The sequence below is a fragment of the Glutamicibacter sp. genome, assembly GCF_050701915.1.
Lineage (GTDB): Bacteria > Actinomycetota > Actinomycetes > Actinomycetales > Micrococcaceae > Glutamicibacter.
This window is the reverse complement of record NZ_JBOGEG010000010.1, coordinates 44,383-59,913: the sequence shown is the minus strand read 5'-3', so window position 1 is coordinate 59,913 and position 15,531 is coordinate 44,383. Positions and strand designations below refer to the sequence as shown.

16 protein-coding genes are annotated in these 15,531 nt (G+C 63.5%); 6 read left to right on the top strand and 10 right to left on the bottom strand.

Going from position 1 to position 15,531, the window contains the following annotated elements:
* Nucleotides 1–61: 61 nt before the first annotated feature.
* From ACRDT3_RS08515 to ACRDT3_RS08505, 3 genes are all read right to left on the bottom strand, one after another.
* Nucleotides 62–838 carry an IclR family transcriptional regulator gene (locus ACRDT3_RS08515; RefSeq protein WP_431492567.1) on the bottom strand — a complete coding sequence of 259 codons (777 nt, stop codon included), beginning with the start codon at nucleotides 836–838 and terminating at the stop codon, nucleotides 62–64.
* A 497-nt stretch (nucleotides 839–1,335) separates the two neighbouring features.
* Nucleotides 1,336–2,685 (bottom strand): MFS transporter, encoded by a 1,350-nt coding sequence (locus tag ACRDT3_RS08510; protein ID WP_431492566.1) that lies wholly within the window; start codon nucleotides 2,683–2,685, stop codon nucleotides 1,336–1,338.
* Nucleotides 2,682–3,728: an MBL fold metallo-hydrolase gene (locus ACRDT3_RS08505; protein WP_431492565.1), complete on the bottom strand. Its 1,047-nt coding sequence runs from the start codon at nucleotides 3,726–3,728 to the stop codon at nucleotides 2,682–2,684. The genes ACRDT3_RS08510 and ACRDT3_RS08505 overlap by 4 nt, the downstream gene beginning before the upstream one ends.
* 149 nt (nucleotides 3,729–3,877) lie before the next feature.
* Between ACRDT3_RS08505 and ACRDT3_RS08500 the strand changes: the two genes are divergently transcribed.
* From ACRDT3_RS08500 to ACRDT3_RS08485, 4 genes are all read left to right on the top strand, one after another.
* The gene (locus tag ACRDT3_RS08500) at nucleotides 3,878–4,261 is read left to right on the top strand and encodes a YidH family protein (RefSeq protein ID WP_431492564.1); all 384 of its coding nucleotides are present in this window, start codon (nucleotides 3,878–3,880) and stop codon (nucleotides 4,259–4,261) included.
* Nucleotides 4,258–4,590 carry a DUF202 domain-containing protein gene (locus tag ACRDT3_RS08495; RefSeq protein ID WP_431492563.1) on the top strand — a complete coding sequence of 111 codons (333 nt, stop codon included), beginning with the start codon at nucleotides 4,258–4,260 and terminating at the stop codon, nucleotides 4,588–4,590. The genes ACRDT3_RS08500 and ACRDT3_RS08495 overlap by 4 nt, the downstream gene beginning before the upstream one ends.
* A gap of 133 nt (nucleotides 4,591–4,723) precedes the next feature.
* Entirely contained in the window at nucleotides 4,724–5,158 is a 435-nt protein-coding gene (locus ACRDT3_RS08490; RefSeq protein ID WP_431492562.1) for a DUF6069 family protein, read from the top strand.
* Nucleotides 5,159–5,256: 98 nt separating this feature from the next.
* Entirely contained in the window at nucleotides 5,257–5,694 is a 438-nt protein-coding gene (locus ACRDT3_RS08485; RefSeq protein WP_431492561.1) for a DUF6069 family protein, read from the top strand.
* A 92-nt stretch (nucleotides 5,695–5,786) separates the two neighbouring features.
* Here ACRDT3_RS08485 and ACRDT3_RS08480 read toward each other — a convergent pair whose 3' ends face one another.
* The gene (locus tag ACRDT3_RS08480; protein WP_431492560.1) at nucleotides 5,787–7,088 is read right to left on the bottom strand and encodes an MFS transporter; all 1,302 of its coding nucleotides are present in this window, start codon (nucleotides 7,086–7,088) and stop codon (nucleotides 5,787–5,789) included.
* 101 nt (nucleotides 7,089–7,189) lie between these two features.
* Between ACRDT3_RS08480 and ACRDT3_RS08475 the strand changes: the two genes are divergently transcribed.
* Nucleotides 7,190–8,362 (top strand): MFS transporter, encoded by a 1,173-nt coding sequence (locus ACRDT3_RS08475; RefSeq protein ID WP_134779161.1) that lies wholly within the window; start codon nucleotides 7,190–7,192, stop codon nucleotides 8,360–8,362.
* On the opposite strand, the gene ACRDT3_RS08470 is transcribed toward ACRDT3_RS08475, so the two are convergent.
* From ACRDT3_RS08470 to ACRDT3_RS08445, 6 genes are all read right to left on the bottom strand, one after another.
* A complete protein-coding gene (locus ACRDT3_RS08470; RefSeq protein WP_431492559.1) occupies nucleotides 8,261–8,764 on the bottom strand; it encodes a hypothetical protein in 504 nt (167 codons plus the stop codon). The genes ACRDT3_RS08475 and ACRDT3_RS08470 overlap by 102 nt on opposite strands.
* A gap of 66 nt (nucleotides 8,765–8,830) precedes the next feature.
* The gene (locus ACRDT3_RS08465; RefSeq protein ID WP_431492558.1) at nucleotides 8,831–9,631 is read right to left on the bottom strand and encodes an HpcH/HpaI aldolase/citrate lyase family protein; all 801 of its coding nucleotides are present in this window, start codon (nucleotides 9,629–9,631) and stop codon (nucleotides 8,831–8,833) included.
* Nucleotides 9,624–10,148 carry a MaoC family dehydratase gene (locus ACRDT3_RS08460; protein ID WP_431492557.1) on the bottom strand — a complete coding sequence of 175 codons (525 nt, stop codon included), beginning with the start codon at nucleotides 10,146–10,148 and terminating at the stop codon, nucleotides 9,624–9,626. The genes ACRDT3_RS08465 and ACRDT3_RS08460 overlap by 8 nt, the downstream gene beginning before the upstream one ends.
* Nucleotides 10,145–12,190: a biotin carboxylase N-terminal domain-containing protein gene (locus ACRDT3_RS08455; protein ID WP_431492556.1), complete on the bottom strand. Its 2,046-nt coding sequence runs from the start codon at nucleotides 12,188–12,190 to the stop codon at nucleotides 10,145–10,147. The genes ACRDT3_RS08460 and ACRDT3_RS08455 overlap by 4 nt, the downstream gene beginning before the upstream one ends.
* A gap of 15 nt (nucleotides 12,191–12,205) precedes the next feature.
* Complete coding sequence (locus ACRDT3_RS08450; protein WP_431492555.1) at nucleotides 12,206–13,810, bottom strand: carboxyl transferase domain-containing protein; 1,605 nt, start codon at nucleotides 13,808–13,810, stop codon at nucleotides 12,206–12,208.
* Nucleotides 13,811–13,814: 4 nt separating this feature from the next.
* Entirely contained in the window at nucleotides 13,815–14,450 is a 636-nt protein-coding gene (locus tag ACRDT3_RS08445) for a TetR/AcrR family transcriptional regulator (protein ID WP_431492554.1), read from the bottom strand.
* 276 nt (nucleotides 14,451–14,726) lie between these two features.
* On the opposite strand from ACRDT3_RS08445, the gene ACRDT3_RS08440 reads away from it, so the two are divergent.
* A complete protein-coding gene (locus ACRDT3_RS08440) occupies nucleotides 14,727–15,509 on the top strand; it encodes a carbonic anhydrase (RefSeq protein WP_431492553.1) in 783 nt (260 codons plus the stop codon).
* Nucleotides 15,510–15,531 lie beyond the last annotated feature (22 nt).

The window sequence follows — 15,531 nt, the reverse complement described above, 5'->3', positions numbered from 1 at the left end:
CTGCAGGCGCCGCTGGGGGCGTCCTTCCGGGAACCGCGCCGGCGGCGCCGTGCGCCAAGCCCTATTCGCCGCGGGGAGCTCCGATTCCGTGCAGTTTCGCCATGATCTCGGCGGCGGCCAGTTGCAGCGCATCGACATGCAGCGGCATCGCGGAGCGGTCAAAGCGGATACTCGGCGTAGCCGTGGTCACCGCTGCCACCGGGCGACCGTCGGCGTCATTGATGCTCACACCCAGACCCACCACGCCCTGTTCGGTTTCCTCGAAGCTGGTGCCGAAGCCGTCCCGGCGAATCTTGGTCATGAGCCGCTTGAGCGATGCCATGGTGGTGGTCTTGCTGGTCGCCCACGGTGGCAGCCCCGAGCGGTACATTTCCTCCAGCTCGGCGTTGGTCAGCCGCGCCAACATCGCCTTGCCGCCCGAGGACACGAATGCCGGCATCATGTCACCCACGCGCTTGACCACGCGCAGAGTCCGCTCCGATTCGACGCCTTCGACAAACTGGATATTGCCTCCGTTCAGGATCATGACCTGCACCGTCTCACCCACGGCGCCCTGAAGCCTAACCAACGCCGCTTGCGCATGCTGGCGCAACAGCTGGGTGGAAAACACCTGCGGGACGTGCCCGGAGAGCTCAGGACCCTGCCGGTAGGTCCGGTCGTGGCCCTGTGCGGCAAAGCCTCGGAAGGTCAGAGCCGTCAGCAGCCGGTGCGCCGTAGAGGGGGCCACATCCAGCAACTCGGCAGCGGCCTTGACCGAGAGCGGGCCGCCGTCGCGCAGCGCTAATATCAGCAGCAGTGCACGGTCTACCGACTCGACGGGCGATGAATTGATCTCCATGGTGAAATCATGGCACAGCCAGCGAACGGCTTCCCAACCGTCACCTAACCATGACCGCGTGCAGATCACCAATCCTCACCTCGGGCTGTTGGGGAACGTACCACGGAGGGCGACGGCGCGGGTTGCAGGAGCGCGTGCTGGCGGGCTTCATCAATGCGGTGATCACCCACTCCCGGTATCTGTTGCCTCCGTACAGCGCACCACGGTTATGGGCAGACGCACCTACGTGCTGCTGACGGTCGGGCGCCGGGTGCAAGCAACGGAACCGTTCGGTTCAGCGAGCTGGCCGACGAGGACTTTGTCTCCCCGGATGTTCCACCGTGCGACACAACCAGCTGGTGAATTTTCGCATCATGAGCTTCTTGGCGGTGCGCGGGATGGCGGCCCGCGCCTGCGCGCCTTCTTGGACTTCTGCGAGGAAGCCGGAGCCGAAAAAGAGCGCAAGGCCGGCCGGAACCCGTAAGTTCCAACCGGCCTTGCAGTCCAGGCGCCGGGGCCTAGTGGCTCATTTCCTCGGCCTCGAGGTCGGCGTCGCGGCCTTCCTTGATGCCGCGCATTGCCAGCGCGGCCACGATGAACGCGGCGGCCCAGACACCGCCGGCGATCCACAGCGATCCGCCGCCCAGCAGCACCAGCCCGGCAACGATCATCGGAGTGAAGCCTGCACCCACGGTGGAGGAGAGCTGGTAGACCAGCGAGGCGCCGGTGTACCGGATGCGGGTCGGGAACAGCTCCGCGGTGAACGCGCCGAACGGCCCGAAGATGAACGCCTGGACGATGCCATTGGCCACGAATAGTGCGATGGCGAACAGCCACAGCTGGCCCAGTTCCAGCATCCACATGATCGGCAGCGCAGCCACGGCGCCGGCAACGATACCGATCATCATGACCGGGCGACGGCCCAGCTTGTCGGAGTAGCGCGAGGAAACCCAGATGCCAACCACGGTCAGCGCGGCGCCGATAGCCTTGATGTTCAGCACCGAAGTGCGGTCCATGCCGACTTCCTCGACCACGTAGGAGATGGCCCAAACGGTCATCAAGCCCTGCACGGTGTAGGAGCTCATGCCTACCAGGGTGCCGCGGATGACAGACTTCGGGTACTTGGTGATGACCTCCATGAAGGGGGTCTTGCGTTCCTCTGCCTTGTTTTCCAAGGCGAGGAACAGTGGGGACTCAGTGACCTTCAGACGGATGATCAAACCAATGCCCACCAGTGCGATGCTGATCAGGAACGGAATACGCCAACCCCAGGACAGGAACTGCTCGTCAGGCATGAGCGAGACTGCCGAGACGGCCAAAGTTGCCAAGACCGCACCGGCCGGGCCGCCCATGTTCGCGAAGCTCGCGGCGAAGCCGCGGCGTTCCTTCGGCGCGTGCTCCAGAGCCATCAGCATGGCTCCTCCCCATTCGCCGCCAACGGCCAAGCCCTGTATGACGCGCAAGGTAATCAGCGCGATTGGGGCTAGCATGCCGATCTGCGCGGTTGGCGGCAACAGGCCGATCAGTGTCGAGGCGCCGCCCATCATTGCCATCGAGGTGATCAGCACACCCTTGCGGCCAATCTTGTCGCCGAAGTGGCCGAAGACGATGCCGCCCAGCGGACGGGCCAGATAGCCCACGGCCAGGGTGGCAAACGAAGCGAAAATGGCAACGCCGGGAGTCAAGCCCACGAAGAAGACCTTGTTGAATACCAGCGAGGCCGCAGTTGCGTAGAGGATGAAGTCGTAGAATTCGATCGCGCTGCCGATGAAGCTGGAAGCCAGGATCCGGCGCATCTGCGGGGAGTTCAGCGAAGGGACCTTCACTTGGGCCTCCGCAGGGGTCGAGGAATTAGTTGTGTTGCTCATCGGGTTGCCGCCATATCACTGTTGACGCGGGAAAAGGATATCGTGTCCAGATCGTTGGGCACTAGGTATGTTCCGGAGAATTTCTCGGCGTGGGATTCCCAGACCGAGAGCGGAGTTGTGCCGGGAACCAGGTGATGCAGGGCAAGGGCGCGGGCCCCGGCCTGGTGGGCGATGTCGATCGCCTGCTGAGGCGAGGTGTGCGAAGCGCGGTGATGGTCCATCGATGCCTGGGCCTCCAAGGTGCCAACCGATCCGTAGGCGCGCTCCACCCAGTCGAAGTCGATCGCTTCATGCAGCAGCAGGTCGGTACCCTGTGCAAGGGTGGCCAGGTTCTGGCATGGGGCGGTGTCCCCGGAGATAGTCACCGAACCGTCAACGGTGTCGAAGCGGAACGCAAAGGCCGGAGCGATCGGCGGGTGCTTGACCAGGGTTGCGGTGACCGTGACCAGCTCGTCGCGGTGGATCTCGAACGGAGCAAAGCCCTGTGGAGTCGGGTTCTCGTTCGGGTGGTAGCCGGTGCCCGCAGGAATCTCGATGTCCGAAGCGGTGAAATGATCCAGCGGTGATGGGCGCAGCGCGTCGATCACCCGGTCGTTCAAGTCCGTGGCGTAGGCCTGCATCAGATGCGAGAACATCGAGGCAGTGCCCGGCGTAGGATTTTCCGGGTAGAGCGGCTGCGGGGCGGTTACCGCGCGCGGTGAGACCGGCGGCAGTGCTCCGCGGTCGCCGGGGCCGATGATGGAGATCGGTGCCTTGCCGGCAGGAAGGGTGAACATCCCGAAGATGGCCAGCGAGGCCAGATCGATGGTGTGGTCCGAATGCAGATGCGTCAGGAAGATTCCGCGCAGGTTCGAGGGGCTGAACCCGGCCTTCATCAGCTGATTTCCCACGCCGGTACCGGCATCCACCAGGTAGACGCTGTCACCGATGACTACGGCGGTGGAGATGCCTGCGCGCTTGCCCGCGTTTTCGCCGGTCCACCAACGCGGTCCGCCAGCGGTGCCCAGCGTAACAACGTGGGGATTGAGATTGATGGAGGCCATGGAGTGCGCCCTTTCTTCGATTCAAGTACTGCCATCTATTCTTATGCGCTGGATCACATTCGTAAAACTGTTTTTATCTACTAACTAAATAGGTTCAGCCGATAATTGGTTGGGTATGCTCATAACGTCGATACAAACGAAGGAGGGTCATGTCCGAGCAAGAACGCAGCCGGCTATCGCGCTGGCTTCTGCCCAAGGGTAGCGAGCCTGATCCGCGTTTCACCTTGGCCAATGAACGAACTTTCCTGGCTTGGATTAGAACTTCGCTAGCCTTCCTCGCAGGCGGTACTGCGCTGGAGGCTTTTGCGGCGGAGGCGTTTCCCTCGCCCTTGCGCACCTGGTTGGCGGTGCTGGTGATCGGTGTCGGCATCCTGATTGCCGCCGGTGCAGCCGTGCGCTGGGTCCGCGTGGAACGCGGCATGCGCACCGGCCGGCCATTGCCGATTCCCGCCATTGTCCCGCTGCTGGCCTTCGGTGCGGTGGTGGCTTCGCTGGCTGCGATCGCCATGATTTTATGGTCTCTGAGCTCGTGAAAAACGAACCCATCGAGATCGCCGATGCGGGCCTGCAACCCGAGCGGACCATCTTCGCGTGGAATCGCACGATGGTTTCCTTCCTCGTGGTGTCTGCCGTTTTCCTGCGCTGGCTCCCGCACTACGGGATGGGCATGATCCTGCTGATCGCGGTGTCTTCATCGATGGCGCTGGGGATCCTGCTCTCGCAGCGTGCGCGGTATCGGCGCATGGCTCTGGGGGTGAAGCGCGAGAAGATCCAAGCGGACGTGGTGGCAGTGCTGATGGCCACGCTGGCGCTCTTTGCGCTGGGCGGATACGCGCTGTTCCTGGTGCTCGGCCCGAACTAGGCCATGTGCGGCTGCGTGCTGGTGCTGGCGATGCCGAAAGCATCGGAAAATCGACGGATCCAATTGCCCTCAGCAGGCGTACAGTGGAACTATCAGTTCAGCTCGAATTCGCCGTAAAAGGGGATGATTCGCGATGCAGGCTGACGTTAGATTCAAGATGCCGTTCAATTTCGCCCAAGTGGTGATTGCGGCTTTCGGGGCCATGTCGCTGAGTGTCTTGGCCTACTTCATTGCCAGGGTCATCGGCGCGTCCATGGAATACTCGGGCGGGTTGTTCCAGAACCTGGATTTCCTCCATATCGTGCGATTCACTGCCCTACCCATTCTCATTCTCGGGTTCCTGACCTTCTTGATCGGCCGGGCTAAGCCGAGCTTCTGCCGCATCGCCCAGTGGGTCGGCGTTGCCGCCGTGCTGGCCTCAGCGGTGGTGCAGTGGTTCTTCGCCGAGGACTGGGGGACCGCGCTGACAGTGGCGATTATGCACCTGGTGGTTGCGGCGTCTTGGTATATCGCAGTGAACAACTCGAATAGGAAGTTCAACGAGATCGCGGCCTTGGAAAATACATAGCCCTGCTAAGTGTCGTGGTTCTCACGGTCTCCTGAGAGCCGCAGCACAGGCACTCGGGAATAGAATAGTTGCGAACTTTCAACAATTCTAGGAGTGCCATGTCGGCTCAGGGACAACCCAATAGCCCATTCAATTTCATTCAGGTGATTATCGGTGCGCTGGGTACCAGCTACCTGAATGTCATCATTTTCTTCTTAGCTGGCGCCGCTGGGGCATCCCGCCGGATTGGTTCTAATCCAACTGATGTTGTTGGCTTTGACCACCTGTTGCAGTTCACGCTGGTCCCGATCCTCTTCTTCGGCCTGGTGGTCTTCTTGATCGGACGGGCAAACAAGGGCATTTGCAAGATCGCGCAGTGGGCTGGCTTGCTCATAGCGGTAGTCTCGATCGTCTTCCCGATCATGAACGCAGCAGATGCCGCAACCGCCGTGGGCCTGAGCCTGATCCATATCGTGACCGGTATCGGCTGGTTCTTCTCGGTGCACTACGGCAACCAGAAGCTCCACGTTCCTTCCAAGGACGTAGCGCTCGTCTGAGCCTGATGCGCGAAACCTCGCAGAGCGATCAGCAGTGATCTGCTCTGCGAGGTTTTTGCGTTAAGCGGCTATTACGCAGTGGTGCCGTGCGGCTACACGCCAACTTTCTCGAGCTGAGGATCCTCGTAGGCTTTGCGCATGCGCGGCAAGAACAGCAGGCTGACGGCTGCCGCAAGGCACAGTACCGCAGCGGTAATCCACGCGGCCAGGTAGCTGCCGGTGGTTTCCCGCGACAGCCCTGCGGTCAGCGAGCCTGCGCCGGCGCCGATCATGTGGAAGGCGAAGACCCAGCCGAAGACCACGGTGGCTTTAACCGGACCGAAGTACTGGCGGCAGAGCACCACCGTAGGAGGCACGGTCGCCACCCAGTCCAAACCGTAGAAGACAATGAAGATCCACATCAGCGGCTCGACGGTTGGACCCATCAGCGAGTGCAGGAACATCAGCGAGAGTCCGCGCAACGCGTAGTACACCGCAAGCAGCAGCCACGGGCGTACACGGTCGGTCAGCCACCCGGAGAACACCGTGCCAAGGATATCGAAAATGCCAACCAGCGCCAGCAACCCGGAAGCGGTCGTTGCCGGCATGCCATGGTCGTGCGCCGCAGGGATGAAGTGCGTCTGCACTAGCCCGTTGGTAGACCATCCGCAGATCCAGAAGGTCATCGCCAAGACCCAGAATGCCGGGTAGCGCGAGGCCGCGAACAGGGCTTTGAGCGTCGCGGCAGCCATTGAACCCTGCTGCGTTCCGGATGCCGGCGCGGCTGCAGCTCCGGCCCCGCCGTAGGGCAGCACACCGGCTTCGGCAGGGGAATTGGCGAAGGGCCAGCGCAGCAACGGGATGATCAGCACCGCGAAGACCGCAACAACCAGAGCCGCGACCCTCCATGAGTACTGCTCGATGATCAGCACAATGCTTGGCAGGAACACCAGCTGGCCGGCGGCATTCGCGCCGGAAAAGATGCCCATCACCAGGCCGCGGCGCTCGGAGAACCAGCGGTTGGCCACCACGGAACCGAAAACCAGCGCCATCGCTCCGGTGCCCAGTCCAACCAGCACGCCCCACAGTACCCACAACTGCCAGATCTGGCTGATGAACACGGACAATCCGGCCCCGGAGGCCACCAATGCCAGGGCGATGGCAGCCACCTTGCGCATGGAATACCGTTCCAGCAAAGTCGCGGCGAAAGGAGCTGCCAGGCCGTAGACCACCAGGTTGATGGTCACTGCGGTCGATAACTGGGAGCGGAGCCAGCCGAATTCGGATTCAAGTGGTTCAAAGAACGCGCCGGTGGTCGAGCGGAACGCCGCCGTGGCGACTAGCGCCAGCGTGGTCACGATGGCGACCAGCCAGGCTCGGTGGATCCGCAATGGCTTCGGGGAGTTCAATCGCACGCTCCTTCTTGATGATGCTAAGAGCATGGCACTGGCATCAAGGGAACGTGAAGTTCGTGACGCGCATAGAATAATTGTTGACCTCACACCCTTGGAGAACTTTGTATAGTCGGACCTTTTTCGCGCTGATGCTCTCGAATGCGAGCCTGCGCGTAGCCACCATGATGCTGGTGGCCCTGGTCCCGCTGTACGCCTTTGACCTTGGCCTGTCACCCGCCGAAGTTGGCTTGACCTCCACCTTGTACTTTGCAACCGCGGCGCTGTCCCGCCCGCTGGCCGGCTGGCTGGTTGATGCCAAGGGGCGTTGGATGGCCATGCTGCTCGGTGCCAGCTTCTTTACGATTGGCACCGGCCTGTATCTGCTGTCCTTGCCGGTGTGGCTCTTCTTGGCTCTGCGCGCATTGCAAGGCGCTGGCTTCAGCTTGAACAGCACCGCGGTGGGCACCTTGGCCACGGATATCATTCCAGAGAAGAAGCTGGCCGAAGGGTTGGGCATTCTCAGCCTGGAACAAACCGTGGTGACTATCTTTGCGCCGGGGCTCGCACTGACCCTGCGCGAAGTTGCCGGCTACGAAACCGCCTTCGGCGTGGCCCTCGCCTTTTGCCTGATGAACTTCCTGCTGCGCATTCCCCTGGCTAAGCCGGCGAAGGAAGTGGAGCGCCGGCGCAGGGCTTCCATGAGCTCGGCGGCCAATCGCGGATTCTTGCAACTGGTGGAAAAGGATGCCTGGCGTCCTGCCACCGTCATGTTGTGCTTCATGTTCGGCACGACCTGCGTGAACACCTTCTTGGCCGCTTATGGGCAACAGCAAGGGCTGGGCAATGTGGGGTTATTCTTCGTCGCCAGCGGTGTTGCGTTGGCGATCTCCCGTTTGCTCATGGGGTGGTTGCGCCGTCGCATGTCGTTGACTGCGATCGTGTGCTTCGGCGTGCTGTTCTCGGCCGGCTCGATGGCGCTGATCTACTTTTCGGCCTCCATGGCCATGCTCATTATCGCCGGGGCCTGCTTTGGCCTCGGCGCTGGCGTGGTCAGCCCGGCGATGAATTCAATTTCGGTACTCAGCGCTAAACCGGAAGCCCGCGGCAGGGCCAGCGCCACGTACTTCTTCGCTTTGGATGTGAGCACCGCCGTGGGCGCATGGGTCTTGGGCCTGGTTGCCTCCGCTTACTCGCTACGCGAGGTCTTTGCCGTTTCGGGTGTTTTGGTGCTTGGCGCCCTGTTGCTGATCCTGTGGTTGCACTGCACCCAGCGCCTGCCGCGGAAAGGTTTTTAGCTTGGCCCCGGAGGGCGGCTCTTCCTTGCCCAGTTGATCTTCCATGGCTTTTGCCGCACCGGATTCCTGCCCGGCAGCGGCCGTATCGGGGGTCTGGGCCGTTACCGGGGCATCGCGGATCACCGCCCCCGTTCGTGGCGGCAGCGGGCGATGATGATGCACCAGGTAAATCAGCATGGCAATGGCCTTGTGCATGACCACGATGGTGAAGATGAGGGCTCCGGTGTAGCAGCCCCAGGCGACCAAGTGAAGCGTGGTCACTTCCAGGATGTTCAGCTCCAGCGCGCCCTTGAGCATCATGACGGCGCCGATTTGTTGGATGACCATGCCGAGCACGGCCAGTCCAACCGCAAACCAGAAATACACCAGGGTATCGGCTCCGGGTTTCTTCACGACAGGCATGTGAACCTCCGTTGGCCAGCTGTCGGCTGTAATTGCTACACACTTTAGCCCATGGCGGGAAACAGCTTATTTGCCCAAGGTGGCCCGGGCCTGGCGCAGCAGCGGCTCATCGACCATCTGCCCCTCGAAAGCGAAAACTCCTGGATTTGCCTCTGCGGCTTCAAGGATCCGCCGTGCGCGTTCCCGTTCTGCTTCGGTCGGTGCGAACGCCTCGCGAATGACCGGCATCTGGTTCGGGTGAATTGACGCCTTCGCGGCGAATCCCGATGCCTTGGCATCGCGGGACTCTTCGCCCAGGCCTTCCAGATCAGGGATATCGAGGTACACGGAATCAACTGCGGCCTTGCCGTTGGCCACCGCATTCAGCAGCACCTGCGACCGCGCGAACCGTGCCACCTCGCGGTAGCTGCCATCCTGGCCGCGCGAGGATGTGCCGCCGAGCGAGGCGATCAAATCCTCGGCGCCCCACATCAGCGCGACAACATTCTGCGCCCCGGCAATGTCCGAGGCATTGGTGATGCCCTTGGCGGTTTCGCACAGCGCCAGGACGTCGTAGCCTGCCAGCGCAGCCGGCTGCGCCGCCGACTCGCACTTGGGCAGCATCACGGTGCGATAGGCCGTCTGCCCCAGCGCTTCCAGGTCCTTGGCGAAGTGCTCGCTATCGACCGGGTTCACGCGCACGATGACCCGCGCGGGATCCAGCGGCGTATCCAGCAAGGCGCGGCGGGCGGCATCCTTGTTCCCGGCAGCCACCGCGTCTTCCAGATCGATGATGACCGCATCGGCACGCTGCGCCGCCTTGGCATAGCGCTCGGGCCTGTCGGCCGGGCAGAACAGCAGGGAAGGACCCATCAGGAAGCTAGCCATTGGAGCTTTCCCCCTTGGCTTCCAGCGCATCCAGGTGCGCCTGATGGGTCCACATCAGGCAGGTGCGGGTGGCGGTGGCCACGATGTCGCCGTGCTGGTTGCGGCCGGTGTGGGTCATGGACGCCAGGCCCTGCCCGGGGCGGGACTTGGATTCGCGCAGTGCGGTGATCTCGGTTTCGGTGTAGAGCGTATCGCCGTGGAACATCGGGTGCGGGAAGCGCACGTCATTGATGCCCAGCTGCCCCACGATGGTGCCTTCGGTCAGCTGGCCCACCGACTGGCCGATCATGGTGCTCAGGGTCAGCAGGGAGTTGACCAGCGGCTTGCCGAATGGCTGGGTAGATGCCCATGCCGCGTCCAGGTGCAGTCCCTGGTTGTTCATGGTCATCGTCGTGAAAGCGACGTTATCCGCCTCGGTCAGGGTGCGTCCGGGCCTGTGCACGTAGGTGGCCCCGAGCTGCAGCTCATCGAAGTAGAGGCCGCGCTGCTCGACACGTTTGGGGGTTTGCTCGCTCATGCGTCCTGCTCCTGATGCTGTGCTGCGGTTGGCTGTGTTGCTTCCACGGTGGCCACGACCTGCTTGGCCTTGACCAGGTCCCCGGCCTTCAACCCGGTCATGCGCACGATGCCCTCCGCGGGGGAGAAGAGCTGGTGCTCCATCTTCATCGCTTCGATGCTCAGCAGCAGTTGGCCCTTGGCGACCGCATCGCCATCGGCTGCCTGGACGTTGATCACGGTGCCGGGCATGGGGGACTGGACATGCGGGGAGAAGGAGCCGGATTGAATGGCGATGGTGGCCAGGTGGCGTTCGAGGACTTCTTCGCGGGACAGCTTGCGCACCGCCGCGGTCCAGCCTTCTTCGCACAGCCACAGCGTGCCATCGGCGGCGAAGGCATGCTGGATTCCGCTGCGCTGGCCGTTGACGGCCAGGGAACCGGCGGATTCCTGGACGGTGAGCTCCTCACCGGCAACCTGTACCCGGCTGCCGCCGGATTGGGCGAGGAGCGAGGTTGCTGCCTGCTGGTCACCTGCCTCGAAATGCTGGATGCTGGCCCGGCGATGCTGGGCCCGCCAGCCATCGCGCAGGCCCCACGGCGTATTCGCGGCTGGAATCCGCCGATCTTCCAGATGCGCTGCCAAGGCCAGTTCGCGGGGCCCGACCTTGCGGAAGGCGAACTGGTCCATTTTCCGCTCGATCAGGTTGGTGTCCAGGCGTCCGGCGGCCACATCCTCGTCGGCCAGCAGCAGCCGCAGGTATTCGCTGTTGGTCAGCACGCCCAGCACCACGGTCTGCGCCAGGGCCCGGTCCAAGCGGGCCAGCGCCTCGGTGCGATCCGGGCCCCAGGCGATGAGTTTGGAAAGCATCGGATCGTAGTGGGCGCTGATTTCCAGGCCGTCGCGCAGCGAGGAATCCACGCGGACATTCCCTGGCTCGTGCACGTGCAGCACGGTGCCCACCGATGGCAGGAAGCCGGATGACGGGTCCTCCGCGTAGAGCCGCGCCTCGATGGCATGGCCTTCCAGCGCCACCTGGTCCTGGGTGAAATCCAGTGCGTGGCCGGCCGCGATGCGCACCTGCCACTGGACCAGATCCAGCTTTTCCCCGTTCACCCGCACGACTTCCTCGGTGACCGGGTGCTCCACCTGCAGGCGGGTATTCATTTCCATGAAGAAGAATTCGTCCGGGTTCTGGTCGCTCACCAGGAACTCGACAGTTCCGGCGCCGACGTAGCCCACCGATTGCGCGGCCGCCACCGCGGCGGCGCCAATGCGCTCGCGGATCGCCGCGCCGTGCTCCAGGTTCTCGAACAACGGCGCGGGGGCTTCCTCGATGACCTTCTGGTGGCGTCGCTGCAAGGAGCATTCGCGTTCGCCCAGGTGCACGGTGTTCCCGTGCGCGTCGGCCAGGATCTGCACCTCGATATGGCGTGGATTGCGCACCAGCCGCTCGAGGAACAGGGTGTCATCGCCGAAGGCGCTGCGCGCGGTGCGCCGGGCACTGGACAGCGCTTCGGGAAGCTGGGCGGCTGATTCCACGGCGAACATGCCCTTGCCGCCGCCGCCGGCCGATGGCTTGATCAGCAGCGGGAAGCCGACGTCCGCGGCGGCGGCGAGCAGCTGCTCGTCGCCCAGCCCGGGTTCGGCGATGCCGGGAACCACCGGCACCTGGTGGGAGAGGACATGGTTCTTGGAGCGGATCTTGTCGCCCATGAGGTTGATGGAGTGCACCGGCGGGCCGATGAAGGTGATGCCGGCAGCCTCCAGCGCGCGGGCGAAATCCACGTTCTCGGAGAGGAACCCGTAGCCCGGGTGCACCGCCTGGGCACCGGTTTGCCTGCAGGCGGCGATCACCGCGTCGATATCCAGGTAGCTTTCAGTGGCCGGGGCTGCTCCGATGCGTACCGCACGGTCGGCTTCGGACACATGCAGCGCCCCGGCATCGGCATCGGAGTAGACGGCCACCGATTCGATGCCCAGGGCTCGCAGGGTGCGGATGATGCGCACCGCGATTTCCCCGCGGTTGGCGATCAGGACAGTGTCAAAGAGCTTGGTAGTCATGGTGTTTTCCTCGCACTACATCCGGAAGAGGCCGAAGTTGGTTGCCGGCAGCGGCTGGCGGGCGCAGACATCCAGGGCCAGGCCGAGCACCCGGCGGGTATCTGCCGGGTCGATGACCCCGTCATCCCATAATCTGGCGGTGGAATAGTAGGGGTTGCCCTGGGTTTCGTATTGCTCTCGGATCGGAGCCTTGAACGCTTCCTCTTCCTCGGCGCCGAAGCTGCCGCCGCCGGCCTCCAGTCCATCGCGCTTGACCGTGGAGAGCACCGAGGCGGCCTGGGCCCCGCCCATCACCGAGATGCGCGCTGCCGGCCACATCCACAAGAAGCGCGGGGAGTAGGCCCGGCCGCACATCGAGTAGTTGCCGGCGCCGAAGGAGCCGCCGATGATCACCGTCAGCTTGGGCACCCGGGCGGTGGCCACGGCGGTGACCATCTTGGCCCCGTGCTTGGCGATGCCGTCCGCCTCGTAGTCGCGGCCCACCATGAATCCGGCGAGGTTCTGCAAGAACACCAGCGGGATGCCGCGCTGGTCGCAGAGCTCGATGAAGTGCGCGCCCTTCATGGCGGATTCGGAGAACAGCACGCCGTTATTGGCGATGATGCCTACCTGATGCCCGTGGATATGCGCGAAGCCGGTGACCAGAGTGGTGCCGTAGTCGGCCTTGAACTCGTGGAACATGCTGGCATCGATGATGCGGGCGATGACCTCGTGCACGTCATAGGGCGCGTTGACATCCACCGGCACCACCCCGGCCAGTTCGCTGCCCGGGTAGAGCGGCTCGGCCACCTGGCTCTCGATGCGCCAGGCGGGCGCCGGGTTGGCCGGCAGGGTGGAGACGATATCGCGGATTATCATCAGCGCATGCTCGTCGTTCTCGGCCAGGTGGTCCACCACGCCCGAGGTCTTGGCGTGCAGGTCTCCGCCGCCCAGCTCCTCGGCGGTGACGATCTCCCCGATGGCGGCCTTCACCAGCGGCGGGCCGCCGAGGAAGATGGTGCCCTGGTTGCGCACGATCACCGTCTCGTCGCTCATCGCCGGCACGTAGGCGCCGCCGGCGGTGCAGGAGCCGAGCACCGCGGCCAGCTGCGGGATCTTGGCGGCCGAGAGCTGCGCCTGGTTGTAGAAGATGCGGCCGAAATGCTCGCGGTCCGGGAATACCTCGTCCTGCATCGGCAGGAACGCTCCGCCCGAATCCACCAGGTAGATGCAGGGCAGGTTGTTCTCCAGCGCGACTTCCTGGGCGCGCAGGTGCTTCTTGACGGTCATCGGGAAGTAGGTGCCGCCCTTGACGGTGGCGTCATTGGCGATGACCAGCACCTGGCGGCCGTGCACCAGGCCGATGCCGGCAATCATTCCGGCGCCGGGGCTCGCGCCATCGTACATGTCCTCCGCGGCCAGCGGCGCGATTTCCAGGAAGGGCGAGCCGTCATCGAGCAGCGCATCCACCCGCTCGCGGGGCAACAGCTTGCCGCGATCCACGTGGCGCTGCCGGGACTTCTCGGAGCCGCCGCGCGCGGCGCGTTCAAGCCGTTCGTGCAGCTCGGCCAGCAACGGCGCCTGGTCGGCCGCGTTGCGCTGAAACTGCTCTGGGTTCAGTTGGGAGGAAAGAGTCTTCACGAAGTCAGTCCTTGCTGGTCGGTTCGCTGGCGATTACCCGGGGTACGGGCAGCTGTTGCGGGGGCAGCGGGAATTCGTCGGGCACGGCGAGGATGCGCATGGCCAGGGAAATGAAATTCAGCTGTACCTCGGCCAGCGAGAGCCGGCCGTCCTTGCGGTACCAGTGCGAGACGCCGGTGCCCATTTCCATCAGTGCCAGGCGGGCGATGCCCAAGTCCGGGGTGCTGAAGCTTCCCTGGCGCTCGCCGGCTTCCAGCACGTCGGCAAAGAGCTGCTCGTAGTCATCGCGCAGTGCCTGCATCTTTTCGCGGGCTTCGGCGGATAGCGCGCGCATCTCGTATTCGGTGACACGTGCGGTGTCGGGGTTGGTTGCGGTGAACCCGACGTGGAAGGCCACGAGCAAGGCGAGCTGGCGTACCGGATCCTTGCTGCCGGCCAGTGCCTGCCCGGCGCCGGTGATCATGGCGGCCAGGCAGTCGTTCATGATGCCCACCAGCAGGTCTTCCTTGCCACCCACGTAATGGTAAAGCGTGGCTGAGTTCAGTCCAACGGCTGTGCCGAGTTCGCGGATGCCGGTCGCCGCGAAGCCGCGCTGAGCGAAACAAGCTACGGCTGCTTGCTGGACCTTTCCCAATTCCATGAAAACCACCCTGCGCCTCAAGAATCAATCGATCGATTGACAGCTCCATCCAACCGAAGAAAAAGTGTGGTGTCAATCACAGCGTGCTTAAGGGGGCTTCGGAGGCAAGTGGGTTTCTGCTGGAGGCCACTATGTGACAAGAGCGTTAAAACTCTCCGTAATGTTGCTCTTCTGGTCCAAAAATCAAATATGAATCAATAGACTGCATCGTGTTATTTAGTGTCAAAGAATCGTTAATTGTCTTTGCCGCTTACCTGGACACCTTCGAAAGGCACCATGCTCAATCGCAAAGACGCACCACAAGCCCAGCCTTCCGCCGTACGCGCAGAAACCAGCAGGCGCAGCCTGCTCGCCGGAACTGCCGGACTCATTGCCCTCGCCGGCTTGGCCGCCTGCGCACCAGCCCAGGTGGCCTCCGAAGCGGCTCCGGTCAACCATGCGACCGCGCCGCAGACACCACGGGAAGCGCTCGACGCATTGCAGGCGGGCAACCAGCGATATGTCGCCGGAAGCCCGAAGCATCCGAATCAGGAAACCGGGCTGCGTGCCGATTTGGCGGAGCATCAGGCGCCCTTCGCGCTGGTCCATGGCTGTGTCGACTCCCGAGTGACCCCGGAGTTGCTCTTCGACCAGGGTATCGGCGACCTGTTCGTCACCCGCACCGCTGGCGCTGTCCTGGATGACACCCTGGTGGGCAGCATGGAATTCGCCGTTTCCGCACCCTACGCGGTGCCACTGCTGGTGGTTCTGGGGCACACATCCTGCGGGGCTGTCACCGGCACCTTGGAAGCAATGGCCAAGGACCCGCGGAACCCGTCCTTGCCAGGGGAAATGGGCGACTTCGCGGATCAGATTGTGCCGGTGGCACGCCAAGCCCAAATGGCCGGCGCGCAACCAGAGGATGTGCAGACAGTGGTGGAAGCCAATGCCCGGGCCGTGGCAGAGCAGCTGCTGGAGCGTTCGTCGATTATCCGTACCGCGGTTGAGGAGAAGCGCACGCGGGTGGTTCCAGCGGTCTACGACCTGGCCACCGGCGAGGTGCGTTGGCTGAAGCCCTAGCAACTGCCGGGCGAAACACCTG